This window comes from Lentibacter sp. (assembly GCF_965658795.1).
GTDB lineage: Bacteria > Pseudomonadota > Alphaproteobacteria > Rhodobacterales > Rhodobacteraceae > Lentibacter.
Map to the genome: position 1 here is coordinate 18,540 of NZ_CBFHTG010000012.1, position 18,106 is coordinate 36,645.

At 58.0% G+C, this 18,106-nt stretch carries 19 protein-coding genes; 8 read left to right on the top strand and 11 right to left on the bottom strand.

The window, feature by feature from the left end; all coding sequences use genetic code 11:
• The first annotated feature begins 173 nt into the window (after nt 1–173).
• Together ACTG3X_RS09795 and ACTG3X_RS09800 are read left to right on the top strand one after the other, a co-directional pair.
• Nucleotides 174–806, top strand: a complete 633-nt coding sequence (locus ACTG3X_RS09795) for a rhodanese-like domain-containing protein (RefSeq protein ID WP_439111082.1) — start codon at nt 174–176, stop codon at nt 804–806.
• Nucleotides 803–1,642, top strand: a complete 840-nt coding sequence (locus ACTG3X_RS09800; protein WP_439111083.1) for a LysM peptidoglycan-binding domain-containing protein — start codon at nt 803–805, stop codon at nt 1,640–1,642. The genes ACTG3X_RS09795 and ACTG3X_RS09800 overlap by 4 nt, the downstream gene beginning before the upstream one ends.
• A gap of 89 nt (nt 1,643–1,731) precedes the next feature.
• Here ACTG3X_RS09800 and zapE read toward each other — a convergent pair whose 3' ends face one another.
• Nucleotides 1,732–2,793 (bottom strand): cell division protein ZapE, encoded by a 1,062-nt coding sequence (gene zapE, locus ACTG3X_RS09805; RefSeq protein WP_439111084.1) that lies wholly within the window; start codon nt 2,791–2,793, stop codon nt 1,732–1,734.
• 96 nt (nt 2,794–2,889) lie between these two features.
• Between zapE and ACTG3X_RS09810 the strand changes: the two genes are divergently transcribed.
• Both ACTG3X_RS09810 and ACTG3X_RS09815 read left to right on the top strand, forming a co-directional pair.
• Nucleotides 2,890–3,597, top strand: a complete 708-nt coding sequence (locus ACTG3X_RS09810) for a hypothetical protein (RefSeq protein ID WP_439111085.1) — start codon at nt 2,890–2,892, stop codon at nt 3,595–3,597.
• Nucleotides 3,598–3,951: 354 nt separating this feature from the next.
• The gene (locus ACTG3X_RS09815) at nt 3,952–5,196 is read left to right on the top strand and encodes an MFS transporter (protein ID WP_439111086.1); all 1,245 of its coding nucleotides are present in this window, start codon (nt 3,952–3,954) and stop codon (nt 5,194–5,196) included.
• Nucleotides 5,197–5,246: 50 nt separating this feature from the next.
• On the opposite strand, the gene ACTG3X_RS09820 is transcribed toward ACTG3X_RS09815, so the two are convergent.
• The 7 genes from ACTG3X_RS09820 to mbfA form a co-directional block, all read right to left on the bottom strand.
• Nucleotides 5,247–6,161: an ornithine cyclodeaminase family protein gene (locus ACTG3X_RS09820; RefSeq protein WP_439111088.1), complete on the bottom strand. Its 915-nt coding sequence runs from the start codon at nt 6,159–6,161 to the stop codon at nt 5,247–5,249.
• Nucleotides 6,158–6,778, bottom strand: coding sequence for an HAD family hydrolase (locus tag ACTG3X_RS09825; RefSeq protein ID WP_439111089.1), 621 nt, complete (start codon nt 6,776–6,778; stop codon nt 6,158–6,160). The genes ACTG3X_RS09820 and ACTG3X_RS09825 overlap by 4 nt, the downstream gene beginning before the upstream one ends.
• Nucleotides 6,775–7,218, bottom strand: coding sequence for a YaiI/YqxD family protein (locus ACTG3X_RS09830; protein ID WP_439111091.1), 444 nt, complete (start codon nt 7,216–7,218; stop codon nt 6,775–6,777). Before ACTG3X_RS09830 ends, ACTG3X_RS09825 begins: the two co-directional genes overlap by 4 nt.
• Nucleotides 7,215–8,633, bottom strand: a complete 1,419-nt coding sequence (sthA, locus tag ACTG3X_RS09835) for a Si-specific NAD(P)(+) transhydrogenase (RefSeq protein ID WP_439111092.1) — start codon at nt 8,631–8,633, stop codon at nt 7,215–7,217. Before sthA ends, ACTG3X_RS09830 begins: the two co-directional genes overlap by 4 nt.
• Before the next feature lie 9 nt (nt 8,634–8,642).
• Nucleotides 8,643–9,473: an S-formylglutathione hydrolase gene (fghA, locus tag ACTG3X_RS09840; RefSeq protein ID WP_439111093.1), complete on the bottom strand. Its 831-nt coding sequence runs from the start codon at nt 9,471–9,473 to the stop codon at nt 8,643–8,645.
• 120 nt (nt 9,474–9,593) lie between these two features.
• Nucleotides 9,594–10,526, bottom strand: coding sequence for an AEC family transporter (locus ACTG3X_RS09845; RefSeq protein ID WP_439111095.1), 933 nt, complete (start codon nt 10,524–10,526; stop codon nt 9,594–9,596).
• 47 nt (nt 10,527–10,573) lie between these two features.
• Nucleotides 10,574–11,548: an iron exporter MbfA gene (gene mbfA / locus ACTG3X_RS09850; protein WP_439111096.1), complete on the bottom strand. Its 975-nt coding sequence runs from the start codon at nt 11,546–11,548 to the stop codon at nt 10,574–10,576.
• A 121-nt stretch (nt 11,549–11,669) separates the two neighbouring features.
• Between mbfA and ACTG3X_RS09855 the strand changes: the two genes are divergently transcribed.
• Together ACTG3X_RS09855 and ACTG3X_RS09860 are read left to right on the top strand one after the other, a co-directional pair.
• A complete protein-coding gene (locus ACTG3X_RS09855) occupies nt 11,670–12,308 on the top strand; it encodes a TetR/AcrR family transcriptional regulator (RefSeq protein ID WP_439111097.1) in 639 nt (212 codons plus the stop codon).
• A gap of 37 nt (nt 12,309–12,345) precedes the next feature.
• Nucleotides 12,346–12,684 (top strand): cupin domain-containing protein, encoded by a 339-nt coding sequence (locus ACTG3X_RS09860; RefSeq protein WP_439111098.1) that lies wholly within the window; start codon nt 12,346–12,348, stop codon nt 12,682–12,684.
• A 100-nt stretch (nt 12,685–12,784) separates the two neighbouring features.
• Here ACTG3X_RS09860 and ACTG3X_RS09865 read toward each other — a convergent pair whose 3' ends face one another.
• Nucleotides 12,785–13,993 carry an aminopeptidase P family protein gene (locus tag ACTG3X_RS09865; protein ID WP_439111099.1) on the bottom strand — a complete coding sequence of 403 codons (1,209 nt, stop codon included), beginning with the start codon at nt 13,991–13,993 and terminating at the stop codon, nt 12,785–12,787.
• 152 nt (nt 13,994–14,145) lie between these two features.
• Between ACTG3X_RS09865 and ACTG3X_RS09870 the strand changes: the two genes are divergently transcribed.
• On the top strand, nt 14,146–15,132 hold the full coding sequence (locus ACTG3X_RS09870; protein ID WP_439111100.1) for a P1 family peptidase: 987 nt from the start codon (nt 14,146–14,148) through the stop codon (nt 15,130–15,132).
• Here the strand turns inward: ACTG3X_RS09870 and ACTG3X_RS09875 are convergent.
• A complete protein-coding gene (locus ACTG3X_RS09875; protein WP_439111101.1) occupies nt 15,129–15,911 on the bottom strand; it encodes an alpha/beta hydrolase in 783 nt (260 codons plus the stop codon). The genes ACTG3X_RS09870 and ACTG3X_RS09875 overlap by 4 nt on opposite strands.
• 85 nt (nt 15,912–15,996) lie before the next feature.
• On the opposite strand from ACTG3X_RS09875, the gene ACTG3X_RS09880 reads away from it, so the two are divergent.
• The gene (locus tag ACTG3X_RS09880) at nt 15,997–17,469 is read left to right on the top strand and encodes an NAD-dependent succinate-semialdehyde dehydrogenase (RefSeq protein ID WP_439111102.1); all 1,473 of its coding nucleotides are present in this window, start codon (nt 15,997–15,999) and stop codon (nt 17,467–17,469) included.
• Between the two features lie 65 nt (nt 17,470–17,534).
• Here the strand turns inward: ACTG3X_RS09880 and ACTG3X_RS09885 are convergent, their stop codons facing one another.
• The gene (locus ACTG3X_RS09885) at nt 17,535–18,002 is read right to left on the bottom strand and encodes an Hsp20 family protein (protein WP_439111103.1); all 468 of its coding nucleotides are present in this window, start codon (nt 18,000–18,002) and stop codon (nt 17,535–17,537) included.
• Nucleotides 18,003–18,106 lie beyond the last annotated feature (104 nt).

Below are 18,106 nucleotides of genomic sequence, written 5' to 3' on the forward strand. Positions count from 1 at the left end.
GTTACAAAAAAATGCGACTCTCTTCCAAAGGCTTAGCCCCCCAAAGCCCTCGATTCGCCCAAAAGCGAATCACTTCCGGTTGACCGATTCGCAGTGATTCGCCTATATGTTGAAGTGTAACGAGTATGCGCCGACTGCCACAAAAGGCGCGCTTAGATCTTTGGGGGATCCCTATGAAATGCCTGTTCGGCCTGATCGCTGCTGGTTTGCTTGCCGCACCAGTGGCCTCATTTGCACAAGACGTGCGACTGACACCTGACATGACGTCCAAGTCGATTGTTCTCGGCTCGGGCGAAGAAATTGTTATTGACCGCATCCAAGACAGCGCCCACCAGCTTGCAGGTGAGTTCACCAAAACATCCCGCAGCTGCCCGCCGTTCTGCATCCACGAAATGAGCGCTGGCGCTGGCGTCGAAACTGTTGGTGAGCTTGAGCTGATTTCCTTTCTGGAAACCTCGGTTGCCACAGGCCAAGGCCTCCTCATGGACAGCCGTATGCCTGACTGGTTTGCCAAAGGCACCATCCCCGGCGCGGTCAATGTTCCCTTCGCAACCCTCGACGCAGCAAACCCCTACCGCGACGAAATCCTGAAAGCCCTTGGCGCGCAAAACACGGGCGGCAGCTGGGACTTTACGAGCGCCAAAGAGCTTCTGCTCTTCTGCAACGGCCCGTGGTGTGACCAATCTCCCCGTGCCATCAGCTCGCTGCGCGACGCAGGCTACCCTGCGGACAAGCTCAAATACTACCGTGGTGGTATGCAAGTCTGGCTGCTCCTCGGCCTCTCAGTGAAGCAGCCGACATCATGATGAAACTTGAATCCACAAACCCGAACCTCGTCCGCCTGCTCATCATTGGCGCGGCTTTCCTGACAGTCACGCTGGTCTTGATCCTGCTACAGCCGTCCAACCCGACAGCAGAGCTGGAAGACACCCAATTCGCAACAACCGCAGAGGCTGACGCCGACACAGTCACCCGCGCCACAACCGATTTGATGAGCGTGCCGCGCATTGCCACAGCACAGCCCGCCAGTGTTCCCACAGATGCGCTGACAGCCAATGTGCTCGCCAGCCTCGCAGGCGCAAAGCCGCAGCCCGCCGCGCCCGCAGTCATCCAGGCAAGCGATGATCCGCTGCGCAACCTGACCTCAGGGGTGCTCGCAAACCTCTCAGGCAATGTCGCACCAACGCCCGATGCACCGCAGTCCATGGCCGCGATCATCAGCCAAGCGCTGCAACAGGGCCAGTCAGACGCCTACATCGACGCGCTGCTCAACGAGGCGGCCAACAGCGGTGCCATCACCGTGCCCGTTGCCCTGCGCACAGACACGGGCCGCGTTGATACAAGCACGCTGCTGGCTGATCTCGTGGCCAAGTCTACCCCGACCTCTGGCGCAGCGCCCGCCGCGCTGGTTCCGGGTGGGGTCGGCGTTGAAGTCCGCGTGGTCCAGCGCGGGTCAGAGTCCGTCAAATATCACTTCTACACAGTGCAGTCAGGCGACAGCCTCGGCGCAATTGCACACAGATTCTATGGCGATGCCGCGCTCTACAGCGCAATCTTCAGCGCCAACCGTCAGATTTTGTCCAGCCCCGACCGCGTCCGCGCAGGCCAAAGGCTCAGCATCCCCGATATCGCATCGGGCTAGCAAGGACACACCGAACAGGTGGTAACGAGTATATTTTCGAGCAGATGAAAGAGGGGCCGAACCAACGGCCCCCTTTCTTTATCTGGGCCTCAGATGTCGCCCCAGTCCTCGCCCTGCATCTCGCGCAAACGGCTTGCCGTGCGCTCAAACTCAAAGGTGCCCTCACCCTCGATATAGAGCATCTCGGGCGCTTCAGCCGCGCTCGCAATAAGCCGCACCTTGGCTTCATACAGCGCATCAATCAGCGTCACAAAGCGCTTGGCTTCGTTGAAGTTGTTGCGCGACAACCGCGGGATATCCTCAAGGATCAGCACGCGCACCGCCTCGGCAATGGCAAGGTAGTCCGCAGGGCCAAGCATCTTGCCACAGAGGTCATGAAAGCGCGCGCGCCCCACGCCACTCTGGAACGCAGGCACAACCACCTCGCGCTTGTTCACACTCAGGCGCAAGGGCTTGGCCGCCGCCCCGCCCATATCGGCCCAGATGCTTTCAATCGCCGCGCGCGCCGCCTCATCGGCAGGGCTGAAATATGTCGCCTCGCCCGCCAGCCTGTGTTGGCGATAATCGGTCGCGCTCACCAGCTCATGCACCTGAAGCTGCTCTTTGATGATGGCAATGAACGGCAAGAAAAGCTGGCGGTTCAGCCCGTTCTTATAGAGGTCATCCGGCACACGGTTTGACGTGGTCACAACAACAACCCCCGCCGCAAACAGCGCCTCAAACAAGCGCCCGACAATCATCGCATCGGTGATATCGGTGATCTGCATCTCGTCAAAGGCAAGGCAGCGCACCTCTTTGGCCACTTTGGCCGCCACAGGCGCAAGCGCGTCTTCAACATTGTTCTGGCGCGCCTCGTGCATGCCCTTGTGGATCTCTTGCATAAACGCGTGAAAGTGCACGCGCCGCACAGGCACATCGAGACACGCGACAAACAGGTCCATCAACATGGATTTGCCGCGCCCGACCCCGCCCCACATATAGAGCCCGCGAACGGGCTCGGGCTTCTTGGCAAACCAGCCGCGTTTGACAGGTTGTGCCAAGGCCGCGCGAATGCGCTCAAGCTCGGGCAAAGCCGCCTCTTGCGCTGCATCGGCCCGCAGCCTGCCATCAGCCACTCGGGCCGCGTATTCAGAGAGTATATCGCGCGTCATGGCGTCTACCTACCGCCATTCGCCCAAGGCGCGCAAGCGGCTCTACGGAGCACAACAAGCCAAAATTTCTCCACTTTACCCCGCTATACAGCGACCATGGCAAAAGACGGCTTGTTTAGAGATAGGAGCGTAAGTTTGGTAGGCGTATTTTCGGGTGTGATTTTGACAGTCTCTTGGGTCGCTCTGGGCTTTTACGCGATCGTCCCAACGCTCGTGGTGGCTTTGATCGCCACCCAAAATATCGCCCCGAGCAGAGAAGAAACGCAAGTTGATCAACGCCTCCTGATCGTTCTGCTTGGCCCGCTCGCCCTTGGGCTTGTTTTGAGTTTCTTGTTCGGGAACACTCTCTTGCCCGGGGCAAAACAAGCTATCAGCTACATGGCCGAAACCCGACCATTACAAACGAAACTGGCCCAGCAAGCGCTGGGTGGCTCCCTCAAGGGCCAGTGGGCCTATTTGATGCTTCTGGTTGGTGAGGCCGTCATGGTGGCGATCGTCCTTTATTTTGCGTCAGCCCCCGTGCGTTTGCGCGGTTTCGTTCAGTCTGCGACCCGAGATATGGCCACGTCTGCACCCTCGCCATCCGCGTTCAGGGGGCTGTTCCTCATGCTTGTTGGTGCTGGCCTGTTTCTGGTGCTGCACAACTTCTCATCAACCGGGCTCACATTTCGAGCCAGAACGGCTCCCCTCCTGTTGCCCCTTTTTCCGCTCGCAACAGGCTTGTTGTTTCTGGTCGGCTGGCACGCTTTCGCCCAAATGTCGCATCCCGCATCGACCGCACAAAAATCCGGCGCAACAGATTAGCGCATCTTGCGATCGCTTCTGGCGCGCAAGCGGCTGCGCCTCGTCTTTCTTTTTGCCAAAATATCCAAATCCCACATCTGCCCGGCACCCCGCCGCCGAGCATTGCACGTAGGGTGGGTGCCAACCCACCACCCCGACCCGCACCGCCAATCCTCGCGCCGCATCGAACGCTCCGTTTACCAAATTCCCTTAACAGAAATTAACGTTTAGGCGGTGCACGGGGGGTGCACGCCCGGTGCACGGGTTTCACCCCCCTGTTTCAGGGCGAACGCCGCGTCTTCACGACTGTTAACAAATGTATAATTGACCTTTCCCGCAACGGTCGTAATGTCTGGCGGCGCACAGGAGACAGATATGCAAAAACAGGCCTCACTCTTCACCCCCGTTCTCCTCACAGGGTGTGTGATCATCCTTGTTTCCTTTGCCATTCGGGCCAGTTTCGGGGTCTTCCAGATCCCGATCGCCGAAGAGTTCAACTGGCTGCGCGCCGAATTTTCGCTCGCCATCGCGATCCAGAATCTGGCCTGGGGTATCGGCCAGCCCATCTTCGGCGCAATTGCCGAGAAGATAGGCGACCGCAAGGCCGTCATCATCGGCGCGCTCATGTATGCCGCAGGGCTTGTGCTCTCGTCATTCGCCGTCAGCCCACTTGAGCACCAACTCTATGAAATCCTTGTAGGATTTGGCGTTGCGGGCACAGGCTTTGGCGTCATCCTCGCGGTTGTTGGCCGCGCCAGCTCCGATGAAAACCGCTCCATGTCACTGGCCATTGTCACCGCCGCCGCCAGTGGCGGGCAGGTCTTCGGTGCCCCCTTGGCCGAGTATCTCTTGGGCTTCATGACATGGCAGTCGGTCTTCCTGGCTTTCGCCGCAGCCGTCCTGTCGCTGATCATGCTCTTGCCGTTTATGCGCGCGCCCGTCGCGGCCACCAAGCAGGAGCTTGAAGAAAGCATGGGAACAATCCTCAAGCGCGCCGCACGTGACCCGTCTTTCACCCTGATTTTCTTGGGCTTTTTCTCGTGCGGCTATCAGCTTGCTTTTGTCACAGCGCACTTCCCCGCCTTTGTCACAGAGATGTGCAGCCCCATCGCGGCAGGCTCGCTTCTGCACAATATCGGCATCACCTCAACCTCGGCTTTGGGCGCTGTCGCCATCTCGCTCATCGGCCTTGCCAACATTGGCGGCACGCTCGCAGCGGGCTATCTGGGCAAGCGCTACTCCAAGAAATACCTGCTCGCGGGCATCTATTTTGCGCGCACAATCGTTGCCGCGGCCTTTATTCTCACGCCAATGAGCCCTGAAACAGTGCTTCTTTTCTCTGTCATCATGGGCGCGCTATGGTTGGCCACTGTGCCGCTCACATCGGGCCTTATCGCCCATATCTACGGGCTGCGCTACATGGGTACGCTCTACGGGATCGTGTTTTTCAGCCACCAGCTTGGCAGCTTCCTTGGCGTCTGGCTCGGCGGGCGGATGTATGACACCTACGGCAGCTACACCACTGTCTGGTGGTTCGGTGTGGGCGTCGGTCTGTTCTCGGCGCTCGTGCACCTGCCCGTGCGCGAAAACCGCGCGCCAGCAGCCTCGCCCGTGGCGTAAACACTCCGTAAAGACTTCTCTGGCTTTATAGGCTCAAGACAGGTTTGCGCTTAACGTGCGCGCCACCGCTCAAGAACATAGCGGCTCGTCATCAGATCAAGATGCGCGCCGCCACCGTTTTTGAACAAGGTGATCTCCTCATCCGAGGTGCGCACCATTTTTTCGGGCGTGTAGTAGTCCGCGATCAGGTCTGCGCGGGTGATGACCCCCGCTTTCAGGGGGATTTCGATCTCGCCGATATGGCCGATTGTGGTGTTGTAGCTGTCGACGAAAATGCGCGCACGCGTCAGCGCTGCGTCATCGGCCTCGCGCATATCGGGGCGGTATGCGCCGATAAGGTCAACATGCTGCCCCGCCTGTAGCCAGGCACCCATGAGGTTTGGCTCGGTGACCATGGTGGCTGATGTGATGATATCAGCCTCCTTTACAGCCGCCTCAAGGCTCTCGGCCACGTTCATACCGGGGTAGTCTGCGGCCATCTTCTCGGCGTTGGCGCGCGTCCGGTTCCAGACGGTAAACTCCGCGTCGGGAAAGCCCGCACCATAGGCCTCGCGCAGCGAGCGGCCGACCGTGCCAGCGCCGATAATCAGAATTTTGCGACTGTCTTTTCGCGCCAGTTTCAGCGCGCCCAAAAGCGAGTCTCCTGCTGTTTTCCACTTGGTCACAAGGTGAAAATCAACCAGCGCCTCAAGGCTGCCATCTGCGTCAGAATAGAGGTTCACCCCACCACCGACGACAGGCTTTCCTGCGCTCGGGTTGTTGGGAAAGATCGTGGCCGACTTCACCGCGATGCCCATGCCATCAATCCATGCGGAACGGCTCAGAAGCGTGTCAGAGCCACGGTAGAGAAAGGTATCGCCAATCTCGGCTTTGGGCAGCCTGTGCCCTGCCTCAAAGGCCTGCGTCAGCCCGACCCAGTCCAGCAGTTTTTCACCCTCGTGAAACGGAACCATCTCAATGCTCATCGCGCAGCCTCCTCGCTCAGCAACCCATGTGAAACAAGAGCTTGCGCCCAGCTGCCCTCACTGTCAACGCGATGGGTCTGCCAGCCCCGCGCTTGCGCTGTCGCAAGGTTATCATCGCGATCATCCCCGAACAAAAGCCGCTCAGGCGCCACACCACAGTCAGCCTCAACCGCTGCATAAATCGCCTCAAACGGCTTGCGCAGCCCCATATCCCCCGAAATATAGGCGCGATCAAATTCGTTTAAAAAAGGGTGCGCAGCAGCACTCCAGCGGAAGTTCTCGGAGCCAAAATTGGAGAGCGCAAAAACAGGCACACCTGCCGCCCGCAGCGCCCGCAACAGCCTTACAGAGCGGTGCATTACACCGCCAGCAAGCGTGAGCCATTCGTCACGCAGCATGAGGATTTCCGCGCTATAAGCAGGCTGTTCCGCAGCCGCTTTTGCAACGGTTTCAGAAAACGGTGCGCCCGCGTCAATCTCGTTCATCAACTCATGAAAATCAAACGCTTCAAAAAAGGCGTCCTGACGGGCGGCCCCAAGCCATTTGCGATAGTGCTTCTCTGGCTTCCACTCGATCAGCACATTGCCAATATCAAAAACGACAGCCTCAATCTTCACTTTGAAGCCTTCCTCAGCTCACGTTCCAGCGCCTCCAGAAAGCGCGATCTGTCTGTCTTGCTGAAGGCCTTTCCGCTCCCTTGGCGAAAGGGGTCAGCGGCGCGCAAATCATACATGAGGTCACGCGTGGCCAGCACATTCCCGATGTTGGCGGCGGTCAGAGCCTCGCCATTGTGCTTGAGAACCTGCGCCCCGGCTTCCACACATTTGGCCGCGAGCGGGATATCGGATGTGATCACCACATCGCCCTTGCCTGCGCGCTCAGCGATCCACATATCCGCAATGTCTGGCCCGTCCGGAACGATCTCATGGCTCACGTAGGGGTTGGCAGACGGGCGCAAGCCGCCGTTGCAGACCATCACAGCCATCACCTTGTGGCGCGTGGCAACACGCTCCACTTCGTCCTTCACGGGGCAGGCATCGGCATCTACGTAAATCACTTGGCTTTCTTCACCTTGAACTCATCTGGAATAGGCATGCGGTTAAACGCATCAAGACCCGCGATTTTATAGGCTTCCGCCAAGGTCGGGTAGTTGAACGTGTTCTTCACAAAGTAGTCGACTGTGCCTTTCAGGTTCAGCACCGCTTGCGCGATATGGATCAGCTCGGTTGCACCTTCCCCGACAATCTGCACGCCCAGAACCCGCCGTGTCTTGAGGCTCACAAGCATCTTGAGCATCCCGTGCTCCAACCCCATGATATGGCCACGGCTTGTCTCGCGAAAGCGCGCGACGCCAATTTCATAAGGGATTTCGCGCTCCTGCATTTCTTCTTCAGACATGCCGCAAGTGCTGATCTCAGGCACAGAATAGATCCCGTAAGGGAACCAAGGGCTCTCGGGCAACGTTGGCGTATCAAGCGCATGGCAGGCCGCAACGCGGCCCTGCTGTAGTGAGGTTGATGCAAGCGACGGGTGGCCGATCACATCGCCCGCAGCGTAGATATGCGGCACGGTCGTCTGATAGGTCTTGCGGTCGACTTCGATACGCCCACGGTGATCTGTCTTGAGGCCAACCGCCTCAAGGCCAAGCTTGTCTGTTGCGCCCATACGACCCGCCGCAAACAGCAGCATCTCGGCGCGCACATGGCGGCCGTTTTCAAGGCTCACTTCAACATGCTGGCCTGTATCTTCGATCTTTGAAATCGCTGATCCAAGGCGCAAATCAACGCCGTTTTCTTTGATCTGATGGGTGAAATCCTGAATCAGCGCGCTGTCGATAAAGTCCAGAAAACTGTCGCGCGGCTCAATCAATGTGACCGTAACATCCAGCGCCGAGAACATGGTGGCATATTCCACCCCGATCACACCCGCTCCAACCACAACAAGGGAGCGTGGAATCTCAGACATCTCGAGGAATTCATCGCTGTCCACAACCGTACGGCCGTTAAACGGCACATAGTCAGGGCGATAGGTCTTGGTGCCTGTCGAGATCAGGAACTTGTCACCGGTTATGCGGCTCGTGTCACCGGCTTCTGTGGCAACCTCAATCTCGTTTGGCCCGACAAACCGCGCCATACCTAAAAGCGTGTCAACGTGATTGCGGTTAAACTGGTGCTCCAAAACATCGACTTCGTGGTCGAGCGTCATGTGCAACCGCGCCTTCAAATCGCCTGCGTCGATATCATCTTTCACACGGTAGGACCGGCCATAAAAGCTGCGCTCGCGATAGCCGGAAAGGTTGAGCACCGTCTCGCGCAATGTCTTGGACGGGATCGTACCCGTATGGACAGACACACCGCCCAAACGGTCCTTGCGATCAACAACAAGAACCTTGCGCTTGAGCTTGCCCGCCTGAATGGCCGCCGCGCGCCCCGCTGGGCCGGAACCGATGATAATCAGATCGTAATGCGCCATGAACCGTCCTTATGCGTAGAGTGCTTCGGCATGAAAGGCCATGTGGTCTTCCATGAAGGTTGAAACAAAGAAATATGAGTGGTCGTAGCCTTTTTGAAGGCGCAGTGTCGCCTCCTGGCGGCGCGCGTTGGCGGCCTCGGCCAGCGCCTCGGGCTTGAGCAAGTCGATGAACTGGTCGCTTGTGCCTGTGTCCACAAGCACAGGCCCGTCAAAGCCAACCTCACGCATCATCAGCGCCGCGTCGTGTTTGGCCCATGTGCTTTCGTCATGGCCAAGATACGCGCCCAGTTGTTTGCGGCCCCACTCGCTCGCAGTGGGGTGACAGATCGGAGCGAAAGCCGAAACTGACTTATATTGCCCTTTGCGCGCCATCGCCAAGGTTAGCGCCCCGTGCCCACCCATTGAATGGCCCGTGATGGCCTGCCGCGTGGCATCAATCGCAAACTCCGAGGCAACGAGCGCAGGCAGCTCTTCGGCCACGTAATCCCACATCTGGAAGTGCGGCGTCCAAGGGTCTTGCGTTGCGTTCACATAAAAGCCGGCGCCTTGGCCAAGGTCATAAGCGTCATCATCGGCCACGCCTTCGCCGCGCGGCGAGGTATCAGGAAAGACGAGCGCAAGGCCTTGCTCGGCCGCCCAGCTTTGGGCACCCGCTTTCACCATCGCGTTCTCATGCGTGCAGGTCAGCCCCGAAAGATACCAGAGCACAGGCACAGGGCCGTCGCGCGCCTCTTCGGGGAGAAACAGGCCAAAGGTCATGTCACAGCCCGTTGCCTTAGAGCTATGCGCGTAAACCCCCTGCACACCGCCAAAACACTTGTTTTCAGCTATTGTTTTCATGGGCTTCGCCTCCAATGAGTCTCAAATTCGCGACCAGCCATACCAAGGCACAGCCGCGGGGCATATCCCCAAATGGTCAATCTGCGGTTAAAAGCCTTAAAAGCCGCGCAGAGCGTGAGCCTAGTAAAGCGTCACAACCCAAGCGATGATCACCGACACAGTGACAATACTCGCCGCTGTCGAGATCAGGATTGAGGCTGAAACACGGTGAGGCGCAACGCCGTAGTGCTGCGCAAGAATATAGACATTGCCCGCCACCGGTAGCGAGGCTGCCGCAATCATCACGGCCGCTGGATAAGGATCAACCGGGAACAGAACGAGCGCAGCAAAGGCCACAAAGAGGGGATGCAGCACCAGCTTACAAAAGCTCAACCAGCCCGGGACAATGATCCGTTCTGCAGATTTTGAGGCCAGAGACGCCCCGATGGCAAACAACGCCCCCGGCGTGGCAGCCGCCCCCAAAATAGTCACAAACTCATTCACAGGCCCCGGCAAAGGCACGCGGCTGGCCGACCACAAAAGCCCGAGCACAATCGACACGATCATGGGGTTTTTCAGCAGGCCAACGCCAACTGTCTTCAATATCCCGAGGCTCATGCGCCCGTCGCGCGCACCCGTCACAAGGATAACAATCAGCGAGCCAAAGACGATCAGATCAATCGCCAGCAAAAGCATGATCGACTTGACCGCAGCCTCTCCCATCAAGAGCGCCAACATAGGAATGCCAAGAAACCCGACATTCCCGATTGCAGCGCATTGGGCCTCGATCGCGGCTTCCTCGACACTGCGCCCCATATAGAACGAGACGCCCATGGCGATGCCATAAACAAAAGCTGTGCCCCAAAGATAGGCTGCAATAAAGCGTACGTCGATCAGCTCTGCAAAACTCAGGTTGGCCGCAAAACGAAACAGCATCGCAGACAGCGCGAAGTAGAAGACAAACTTGGTGATATAAGCTGTCGCCTCCTCGGAGAAAAAGCGTGTCTTACCCGCGCCGTAGCCCAGCCCGATGATAGCAAAGAATGGCAGTGTCTTCAGGAATATCTCGATCATGCAAAATCACTAGCGGCTTGCGCAGAAGGCTGCAAGAGCACGCGCCCCTAGCCGCCCCCGATGATCACACCCGCAGCAAAGACAAGCGCGCCCCCAAGCACCACCTGAAAGGTCGCCCTAAAGAACGGCGTGTCCATAAATTTGTTCTGTATCCAGACAATGGCCCAGAGCTCTACAAACACAACAATGATGGCCAGCGCTGTCGCCGTCCAGAAATCGGTTATGAGATAGGGCATCGCATGGCCCAGCCCACCGAGCGTTGTCATGACACCGCTCGCTACGCCCCGTTTCCAAGGGCTCCCACGACCAGACAGTTCGCCATCATCGCTTGCAGCTTCGGTAAAGCCCATGGAAATGCCCGCACCGACACTTGCCGCGAGCCCCACAAGAAACGTGGTCCATGTGTCTTGGGTCGCGAAAGCCGTGGCGAAAATGGGCGCCAACGTGCTCACAGACCCGTCCATCAGCCCCGCAAGGCCAGGCTGCACCCATGTCAGCAAGAATTGACGCTTGGATTGGGCCTCTTCGCTTTCAAGCGCTGCATCATCAAGATGCGCCTCAGCAAGCTCGCCTGCGCGCTTTTGGTGGCCCGCCTCGGCCACAGCCAGATCGCCCAGAAGCTTGCGTGTGTCCGCGTCCTGTGTGCGCTTGGCTGCATTCAGATAAAACCGTTCCGCCTCACGCTCCATGCCCTCGGCCTCTTCTCGAATACGCTCGATCCCGAGGTTCTCGACCAGCCAGACAGGGCGGCGCGTATAGTAGCCCGCAACATGCTCACGGCGCAAAAGCGGAATAACCTCGCCAAAGCGTTTGCAGTGCAAGTCGATCAGCGCCTGCCTGTGGCCATCCTCCTCCTGGGCCATGCCCTCAAAAACCTTGGCCGTGTCCGGAAACTCGCCGCGCAGCTGCTCGGCATAGCTTCTGTAAATGCGCGCATCGTCTTCTTCCGAGGAAATCGCGAGCGCGAGAACTTCTTGTTCACTCAGATCAGAAAATCTGCGGCGTTGCGGTAGAAATCGCATGTCACTCTCCAGTTTAGAACTATTCTAAATTATAGCGCCGTCTTGCATGCCCCTTCAAGGGAAAATCCTTGCTGCACCCAAAGCCTTTGGTTTAACTGCGCCCACCCGCCAAGGAGCCAGCATGGCCATTGCCACACCAAAACCAGCACATCAAAAGCGCCTGCCCCCCAAGGGGCGCAAGTATGACTCTGTGCTCGTAGGCGCGCGAGAAGTCTTCCTGCGTGATGGGTTTGAAGGCACATCAATGGATGATATTGCCCGCACGGCCGGCGTTTCCAAGGCCACACTCTACAGCTACTTCACAGACAAGCGAGAGCTGTTCCTCGAGGTCGCCCGCACCGAGTGTGAGCGTATGGCCAAAACCACCCTATCTCAAATCGACTTTTTGGCCCCCCCGCGCGAGGCGTTCACCACCGCCGCTCAAAACCTCACACGCTTCTTGTTGTCAGACTTCTCGCTTCAAATGTTCCGTATCTGCGTGGCAGAGTCGGCACGCTTTCCAGAGCTGGGACAAGCCTTCTACAAGAACGGTCCCGAAATGGGGCACCAGCGCATGGCAGAATATCTCAAAGTTGCGATGGCCCGAGGAGAGTTGATCGAGGCGGATCCCAATATAATCGCCGAGCAGTTTTCCGAGCTCTGCCGCACCCGCCTCTGGACCCGTGCCATCTTCGGCGTTCAAAGCAAATTCAGTGAAGATGAAGTCAACACAGTGGTCTATGAAGCCGTCGAGACAACACTCGCCCGTTTTGGCACCTGAACCTTTTCCTTTTCAACACCCGTCCAAGGACACGCCCATGCAACGCTTTCTCAAAGTCGCTCCCACAACCACACCCGAAACCGAGCGCCCTGCCCCGGAAAAGCTCATCGCAGGTGATCCTGTTTTTACGACATGGAACCTAGAAGAAAACGATGGCCTCTACGCTGGTATCTGGCAATCCACTCCGGGAAAATGGCGCATCTCCTATGATGAATGGGAATATTTCCGCATCTTAGAGGGCGTCTCGATTGTGACCGATGAAAGCGGGACAGAAACACGCCTGACCGCGGGTGACAGTCAAATCATCCGCCCCGGCTTTTCCGGTACTTGGGAAGTGTTGGAAACAACGCGCAAAGATTATGTGATCCGTCTCTAGACAGAGTCTTTCTTTTTGCTCGAAATATCCTGGGGGTGTTTGAGGGGGCAAAGCCCCCTCAACGGATCGGATGGCGCGCAAGCGCCATCCGAGACTGTCTTTAGCCAACAACGTTAAACTCGGGGCCATATGGATACCCCGTAATGTTTTCGTTGCCGTCTTCCGTGATGATCAAAATGTCATGCTCGCGATATCCGCCAGCACCCGGTTCGCCATCTGCAATCGTCAGCATCGGCTCCATCGAAATCACCATGCCAGGTTCCAACACTGTGTCGATATCCTCGCGCAGCTCAAGTCCGGCCTCGCGGCCATAGTAGTGGCTCAACACGCCAAACGAGTGGCCGTACCCAAAGGTGCGGTGCTGCAAAAGCTGATGCTCTTCGAAGAGCGCGTTAATTTTATGGGTCACCTCAGAACAGCTTGCACCGGGTTTGAGCAAGGAAATCCCGAGCTCATGCGCCGCAACATTGGCCTCCCAAATCTTCAGGCTCGCCGCGTCCACTTCGCCCACAAACATGGTGCGTTCAAGAGCTGTGTAGTAGCCTGAAATCATCGGAAAAGTGTTGAGGCTCAAGATATCCCCACGCTCAAGCTTGCGCGATGTGACCGGGTTGTGCGCCCCATCGGTGTTGATCCCAGACTGGAACCAAACCCATGTGTCGCGATACTCCGCATCCGGAAAGCGCTTGGCTATTTCCAGCTCCATTGCGTCACGACCGGCCATCGCCACATCAATCTCGCGCGCGCCTTCTTTCACAGCGTCGCGGATCGCATATCCGCCAACATCCGCAACAGCCGCACCCGCGCGGATCATCACCAGCTCGTCTGCAGACTTGTGCATACGCTGCAACATCGTCGCAGGCGCAATATCGACGGTTTGTGATGGCTTAAGGAAGTCGTTCAGCTTGGCCATCTGTACCATGCTGATATGGTCACCTTCATAGCCAACAACTTTACCCGCACCCGACACGCTCATAACCGCGCGCCAGTAGTTGTCGCGCTGCCAATCCGTGTAGGTGATGTTGTCACAAAACGAGCGCCGCCAAGGCTGCCCCGCGTCAATGCCTGCTGAAATTGTGACGCATTCGCTCGCCGTCACAACCAGCCCGTAGGGGCGGCCAAACGCACAATAAGTGAAGCCTGAGTAGTAAGACACATTGTGCATGGAGGTGAAGACAGCCGCATCAACCCCCAAGTCTGCCATGATGGCACGCAGCTTGGCCACGCGTGTTTCATATTCGCTCACTGCAAATTGCAGCGGCGCTTTTTCACCGTTGTGGAAACGGTACATTTCTGGACGTGCAGTCATATTGACCCTCCTTAGCACAAGAAAGGTCCCGGCGTTCAGGACTGAATGATAATCGCTTTAAGTCAGGCGGCGCCACCGCCCTCGCGTAGTTTCACATTGCTGATTCCGTGCAATCTGGCAAGATAAAACAGCATCGAAAAGGAAACACACCCATGCCACAAGCTGGACCGCTTAATCTTATAACAGATGTCGCAGGTCTGCGCGTGGGAAACGCAACCGATGCGCACGTTAAAACAGGCGCAACCGTTCTTCTGGCCGATGCGCCCTTTACGGCGGGCGTTCACGTCATGGGGGGGGCCCCGGGCACCCGCGAAACAGATCTGCTTGCCGCAGATAAAACCGTTGAGCAGGTTGATGCACTCGTGCTGTCAGGCGGATCAGCCTTCGGGCTGGATGCAGCTTCAGGTGTCGCTGATGCCTTGCGCGCACAAGGGCGCGGCTTCGCTGTCGGAGATCAGACCGTGCCCATCGTGCCCGCCGCAATCCTCTTTGACCTCATCAACGGTGGCGACAAGGACTGGGGTGAAAACCCTTACAAGCGCCTTGGTCGTGAAGCCCTCGACAACGCTGCTGTGTCTTTCGAGCTGGGCCGCACAGGCGCAGGCACAGGCGCGACAACCGCTACGCTCATGGGCGGGCTGGGCTCGGCCTCCGTGGTACTGCCTTCCGGGCATACCGTCGGCGCTCTGGTTGCTGTGAATGCCCTCGGCTCGGCAACTGTGGGCGCGGGCAAACACTTTTGGGCGGCTCCTTTTGAGCTTGGAAAGGAGTTTGGTGGCCACGGCCTGCCAGCGAACTTCCCAGAGCCTCACATGCCACCCACCAAGCTTGCCGCGCATGCCAACACCACCATCGGCATTGTCGCAACTGACGCGACCCTAACTCAAGCGCAATGCACCCGCTTGGCAACAGCCGCGCATGATGGCTACGCCCGCGCGCTTGTTCCCTCTCATACCCCTATGGATGGCGATTTGATCTTCGCCGCGGCCACGGGCGCAAAGCCTCTGGAAAACCCACTCGCCGACACGCTCTATCTCGGTCACGCCGCCGCGACGGTCATGGCCCGCGCCATCGCCCGCGCAATCTATGCGGCGACCCCGATGGAAGCCGACCCCTTGCCTGTGTGGCAGTCGCTTTAGCCGAGCAACAGCCTGAGCATCTCGCTCTCGTGATCTGCCAGCGCATCCACCACATCAAAGTGGTGCTTGTCTGCGTCTTCCACGAGTGCGCAGCCCCAAGCCTCACTCAGCCAGCGCGCCTGATCAAGAAAGGCGGGCCGCTCTGCCGCCCCAACCCAGACAGTCACAGGGCAGTCTACCCGATCACTCATAAAGATCGGGCTTTCGGCCACAGCCTCTTCCTCATCCAACTTGAAGTCATCATTCATCGAGGTCTGCATAAGCGGGCGCAGGTCTGACAGCGGCGAGATTGGCATGACATGTTGCAACCGTGCCGCTACGGCGTCAGGCAGCATACCGCGCGCCAGCATCCGCGCCACCAAATGGCCCCCCGCCGAATGCCCGGCCAGCACGACAGGCCCGTTCACAGCCTTGGCGGCATGGGTCACAGCCGCAGCCACCTCGCGGGTGATCCCTGCGATGCTTGTATCTGGGCACAGCGTATAACTCGGCATGGCCACAGCCCACCCGTTGGCCAACGCCCCTGCGGCAAGGTGTGACCAATAACTCTTGTCCAACATCCGCCAGAAGCCACCGTGCACAAAGACAAAGAGCCCCTTGGGCGGCCCCTCAGGGCAAAACAGATCAAGCTTTTCGCGCTCGGCGGACCCATAACGCAGATCAAGCTGGGCGGCCTTCGCACCCGCGCGAAAGCCAGCCGCAGCCGCGTCCCAACGCGGCGGATAACTCTCGCCATTGGGGATATAGGCGGCGTTGGCATAGGCATCATCGAGCTTCATCGCTTACTCCAATTTGATCAAATCATCTGGACAAAGCTAAACGCAAATGGTTTCCCTTGGCGAGATATATTCTCGGGAGGACGCCATGCTCGACACAACAACAAACCTGAAATCACTGCTTAAAGACCCCTCGCTCCTTGCGACACAGGCCTATGTCAACGGTCAATGGGTCGCTGGCAGCACCACATTTGATGTGATCAACCCTGCCCGAGGTGATGTTATCGCCGAGGTCGCAGACCTCACACGCGCCCAGGTCGCCGAGGCCATTGCAGCCGCCGAAAGCGCTCAAAAAGATTGGGCCAAGTGGACAGGCAAAGAGCGCGCCCAAGTGCTGCGCCGCTGGTTTGATCTAATGATCGAAAACACCGATGACCTTGCCACCATCCTCACCGCCGAAATGGGCAAGCCACTGGCCGAAGCCAAAGGCGAGATCGCTTATGGCGCATCATTTATCGAATTCTTTGCCGAAGAGGCCAAGCGCATCTATGGCGAGACGATCCCGGGCCACCAGCGCGACAAGCGCATCACCGTACTCAAGCAGCCTATCGGTGTGGCAGCCTCGATCACGCCGTGGAACTTCCCCAATGCGATGATCACCCGCAAGGCCGCGCCAGCCCTCGCCGCAGGCTGCGCCTTTGTCGCGCGCCCCGCCGAGCTCACGCCACTTTCCGCTCTCGCTCTTGGCGTGCTGGCCGAGCGCGCGGGGATTCCTGCTGGCGTGCTCAACATCGTCACAACCTCGGATGCCTCATCGACAGGCAAGGAGTTCTGCGAAAACCCGACCGTGCGCAAACTCACCTTCACAGGTTCTACAGCCGTGGGTCGCATCCTGCTACGCCAAGCCGCGGATCAGGTTATGAAATGCTCCATGGAGCTCGGCGGCAACGCGCCGTTCATCGTGTTTGATGATGCCGACCTTGATGCAGCCGTTGACGGCGCAATCATGTGCAAGTTCCGCAACAACGGCCAGACTTGCGTCTGCGCCAACCGGATCTATGTGCAAGCGGGTGTCTATGAGGCCTTTACAGAAAAGCTCACCGCCAAACTCAAAGAGATGAAAGTTGGCGATGGCCTAGAAGATGGCACAGCCTTTGGCCCTCTGATCAACGAAAAGGCCGCAACCAAGGTTCGCGCCCATATCGACGATGCTGTCTCCAAAGGCGCAGAAGTGGTCTTCGGCGGATCGGCCCATAACCTAGGCGGCTCGTTCTTTCAGCCAACCATTCTCACAGGCGTGACCCAAGATATGCAGGTCGCCCAAGACGAGACCTTTGGCCCAATGGCACCGCTCTTCAAGTTTGAAGACGAAGATGAAGTGATCGCCATGGCGAATGATACGATCTTCGGCCTTGCGAGCTATTTCTACGCCAAAGACCTGAGCCGCGTGTACAAAGTCGCCGAGGCGCTGGAATACGGGATTGTTGGCGTCAACACCGGCATCATCTCGACCGAGCTTGCACCTTTTGGCGGCGTAAAGCAGTCAGGCTTGGGCCGTGAAGGCAGCCACCACGGGATCGAAGACTATCTGGAGATGAAATATATCTGCATGAGTGTCTAAGACCTGCACAAACACAAAAAAGGGCGCCGGCATCAAAACCGGCGCCCTTTCTTTATCTGGGTGTGTTAATTCACGGTTTGGCCGTCAAACACGTCAGCCTCTTGCGCAGGTGAAGACGCAATCTCAATGCGGCGTGGCTTCAGCGCCTCGGGTACTTCTTGCACCAGATCAATGTGTAGCATTCCATCCGCGTGGCTTGCACCCGTCACACGCACATGCTGCGCCAGCTGGAAGCGGCGCTCAAAGGCTCGGGTCGCAATTCCGCGATGTAAGAAGGTGCGCGGTGCTTCGTCTTCAGCCTTCTTGGCCGAAACGACAAGCGCATGCTCTTTCACCTCGACTGTCAGGTCAGCCTCGGCAAATCCTGCCACAGCAATAGAGATACGATAGGCATCATCGGCTGTCTTCTCGATGTTATACGGCGGATAGCTCGCCTGCCCGACATCATGAGACAAGGCGCGGTCCATCATATCAGCGATCTGGTCAAAGCCGACAGTTGCACGATAAAGGGGGGTCAAATCAAAGTTTCGCATAGGGTATCCTCCAATGAGCGATTCCAAGGTAACGGCCTTCCTCAACAGGACAGGCCAAATCAGCAGAGCCCGGAAGTGGCGCTCTACATCATAAAATTTGGGGA

Excerpts from the sequence above, each read along its gene's own strand:
- ACTG3X_RS09795 (WP_439111082.1), top strand. The coding sequence starts at position 174 with ATGAAATGCCTGTTCGGCCTGATCGCTGCTGGTTTGCTTGCCGCACCA.
- ACTG3X_RS09845 (WP_439111095.1), bottom strand. The coding sequence starts at position 10,526 with ATGATCGAGATATTCCTGAAGACACTGCCATTCTTTGCTATCATCGGG.
- sthA (WP_439111092.1), bottom strand. The coding sequence starts at position 8,633 with ATGGCGCATTACGATCTGATTATCATCGGTTCCGGCCCAGCGGGGCGC.
- zapE (WP_439111084.1), bottom strand. The coding sequence starts at position 2,793 with ATGACGCGCGATATACTCTCTGAATACGCGGCCCGAGTGGCTGATGGC.
- ACTG3X_RS09820 (WP_439111088.1), bottom strand. The coding sequence starts at position 6,161 with ATGAGCATTGAGATGGTTCCGTTTCACGAGGGTGAAAAACTGCTGGAC.
- ACTG3X_RS09870 (WP_439111100.1), top strand. The coding sequence starts at position 14,146 with ATGCCACAAGCTGGACCGCTTAATCTTATAACAGATGTCGCAGGTCTG.
- mbfA (WP_439111096.1), bottom strand. The coding sequence starts at position 11,548 with ATGCGATTTCTACCGCAACGCCGCAGATTTTCTGATCTGAGTGAACAA.
- ACTG3X_RS09800 (WP_439111083.1), top strand. The coding sequence starts at position 803 with ATGATGAAACTTGAATCCACAAACCCGAACCTCGTCCGCCTGCTCATC.
- fghA (WP_439111093.1), bottom strand. The coding sequence starts at position 9,473 with ATGAAAACAATAGCTGAAAACAAGTGTTTTGGCGGTGTGCAGGGGGTT.
- ACTG3X_RS09815 (WP_439111086.1), top strand. The coding sequence starts at position 3,952 with ATGCAAAAACAGGCCTCACTCTTCACCCCCGTTCTCCTCACAGGGTGT.
- ACTG3X_RS09875 (WP_439111101.1), bottom strand. The coding sequence starts at position 15,911 with ATGAAGCTCGATGATGCCTATGCCAACGCCGCCTATATCCCCAATGGC.
- ACTG3X_RS09865 (WP_439111099.1), bottom strand. The coding sequence starts at position 13,993 with ATGACTGCACGTCCAGAAATGTACCGTTTCCACAACGGTGAAAAAGCG.
- ACTG3X_RS09880 (WP_439111102.1), top strand. The coding sequence starts at position 15,997 with ATGCTCGACACAACAACAAACCTGAAATCACTGCTTAAAGACCCCTCG.
- ACTG3X_RS09855 (WP_439111097.1), top strand. The coding sequence starts at position 11,670 with ATGGCCATTGCCACACCAAAACCAGCACATCAAAAGCGCCTGCCCCCC.
- ACTG3X_RS09860 (WP_439111098.1), top strand. The coding sequence starts at position 12,346 with ATGCAACGCTTTCTCAAAGTCGCTCCCACAACCACACCCGAAACCGAG.
- ACTG3X_RS09885 (WP_439111103.1), bottom strand. The coding sequence starts at position 18,002 with ATGCGAAACTTTGATTTGACCCCCCTTTATCGTGCAACTGTCGGCTTT.
- ACTG3X_RS09810 (WP_439111085.1), top strand. The coding sequence starts at position 2,890 with ATGGCAAAAGACGGCTTGTTTAGAGATAGGAGCGTAAGTTTGGTAGGC.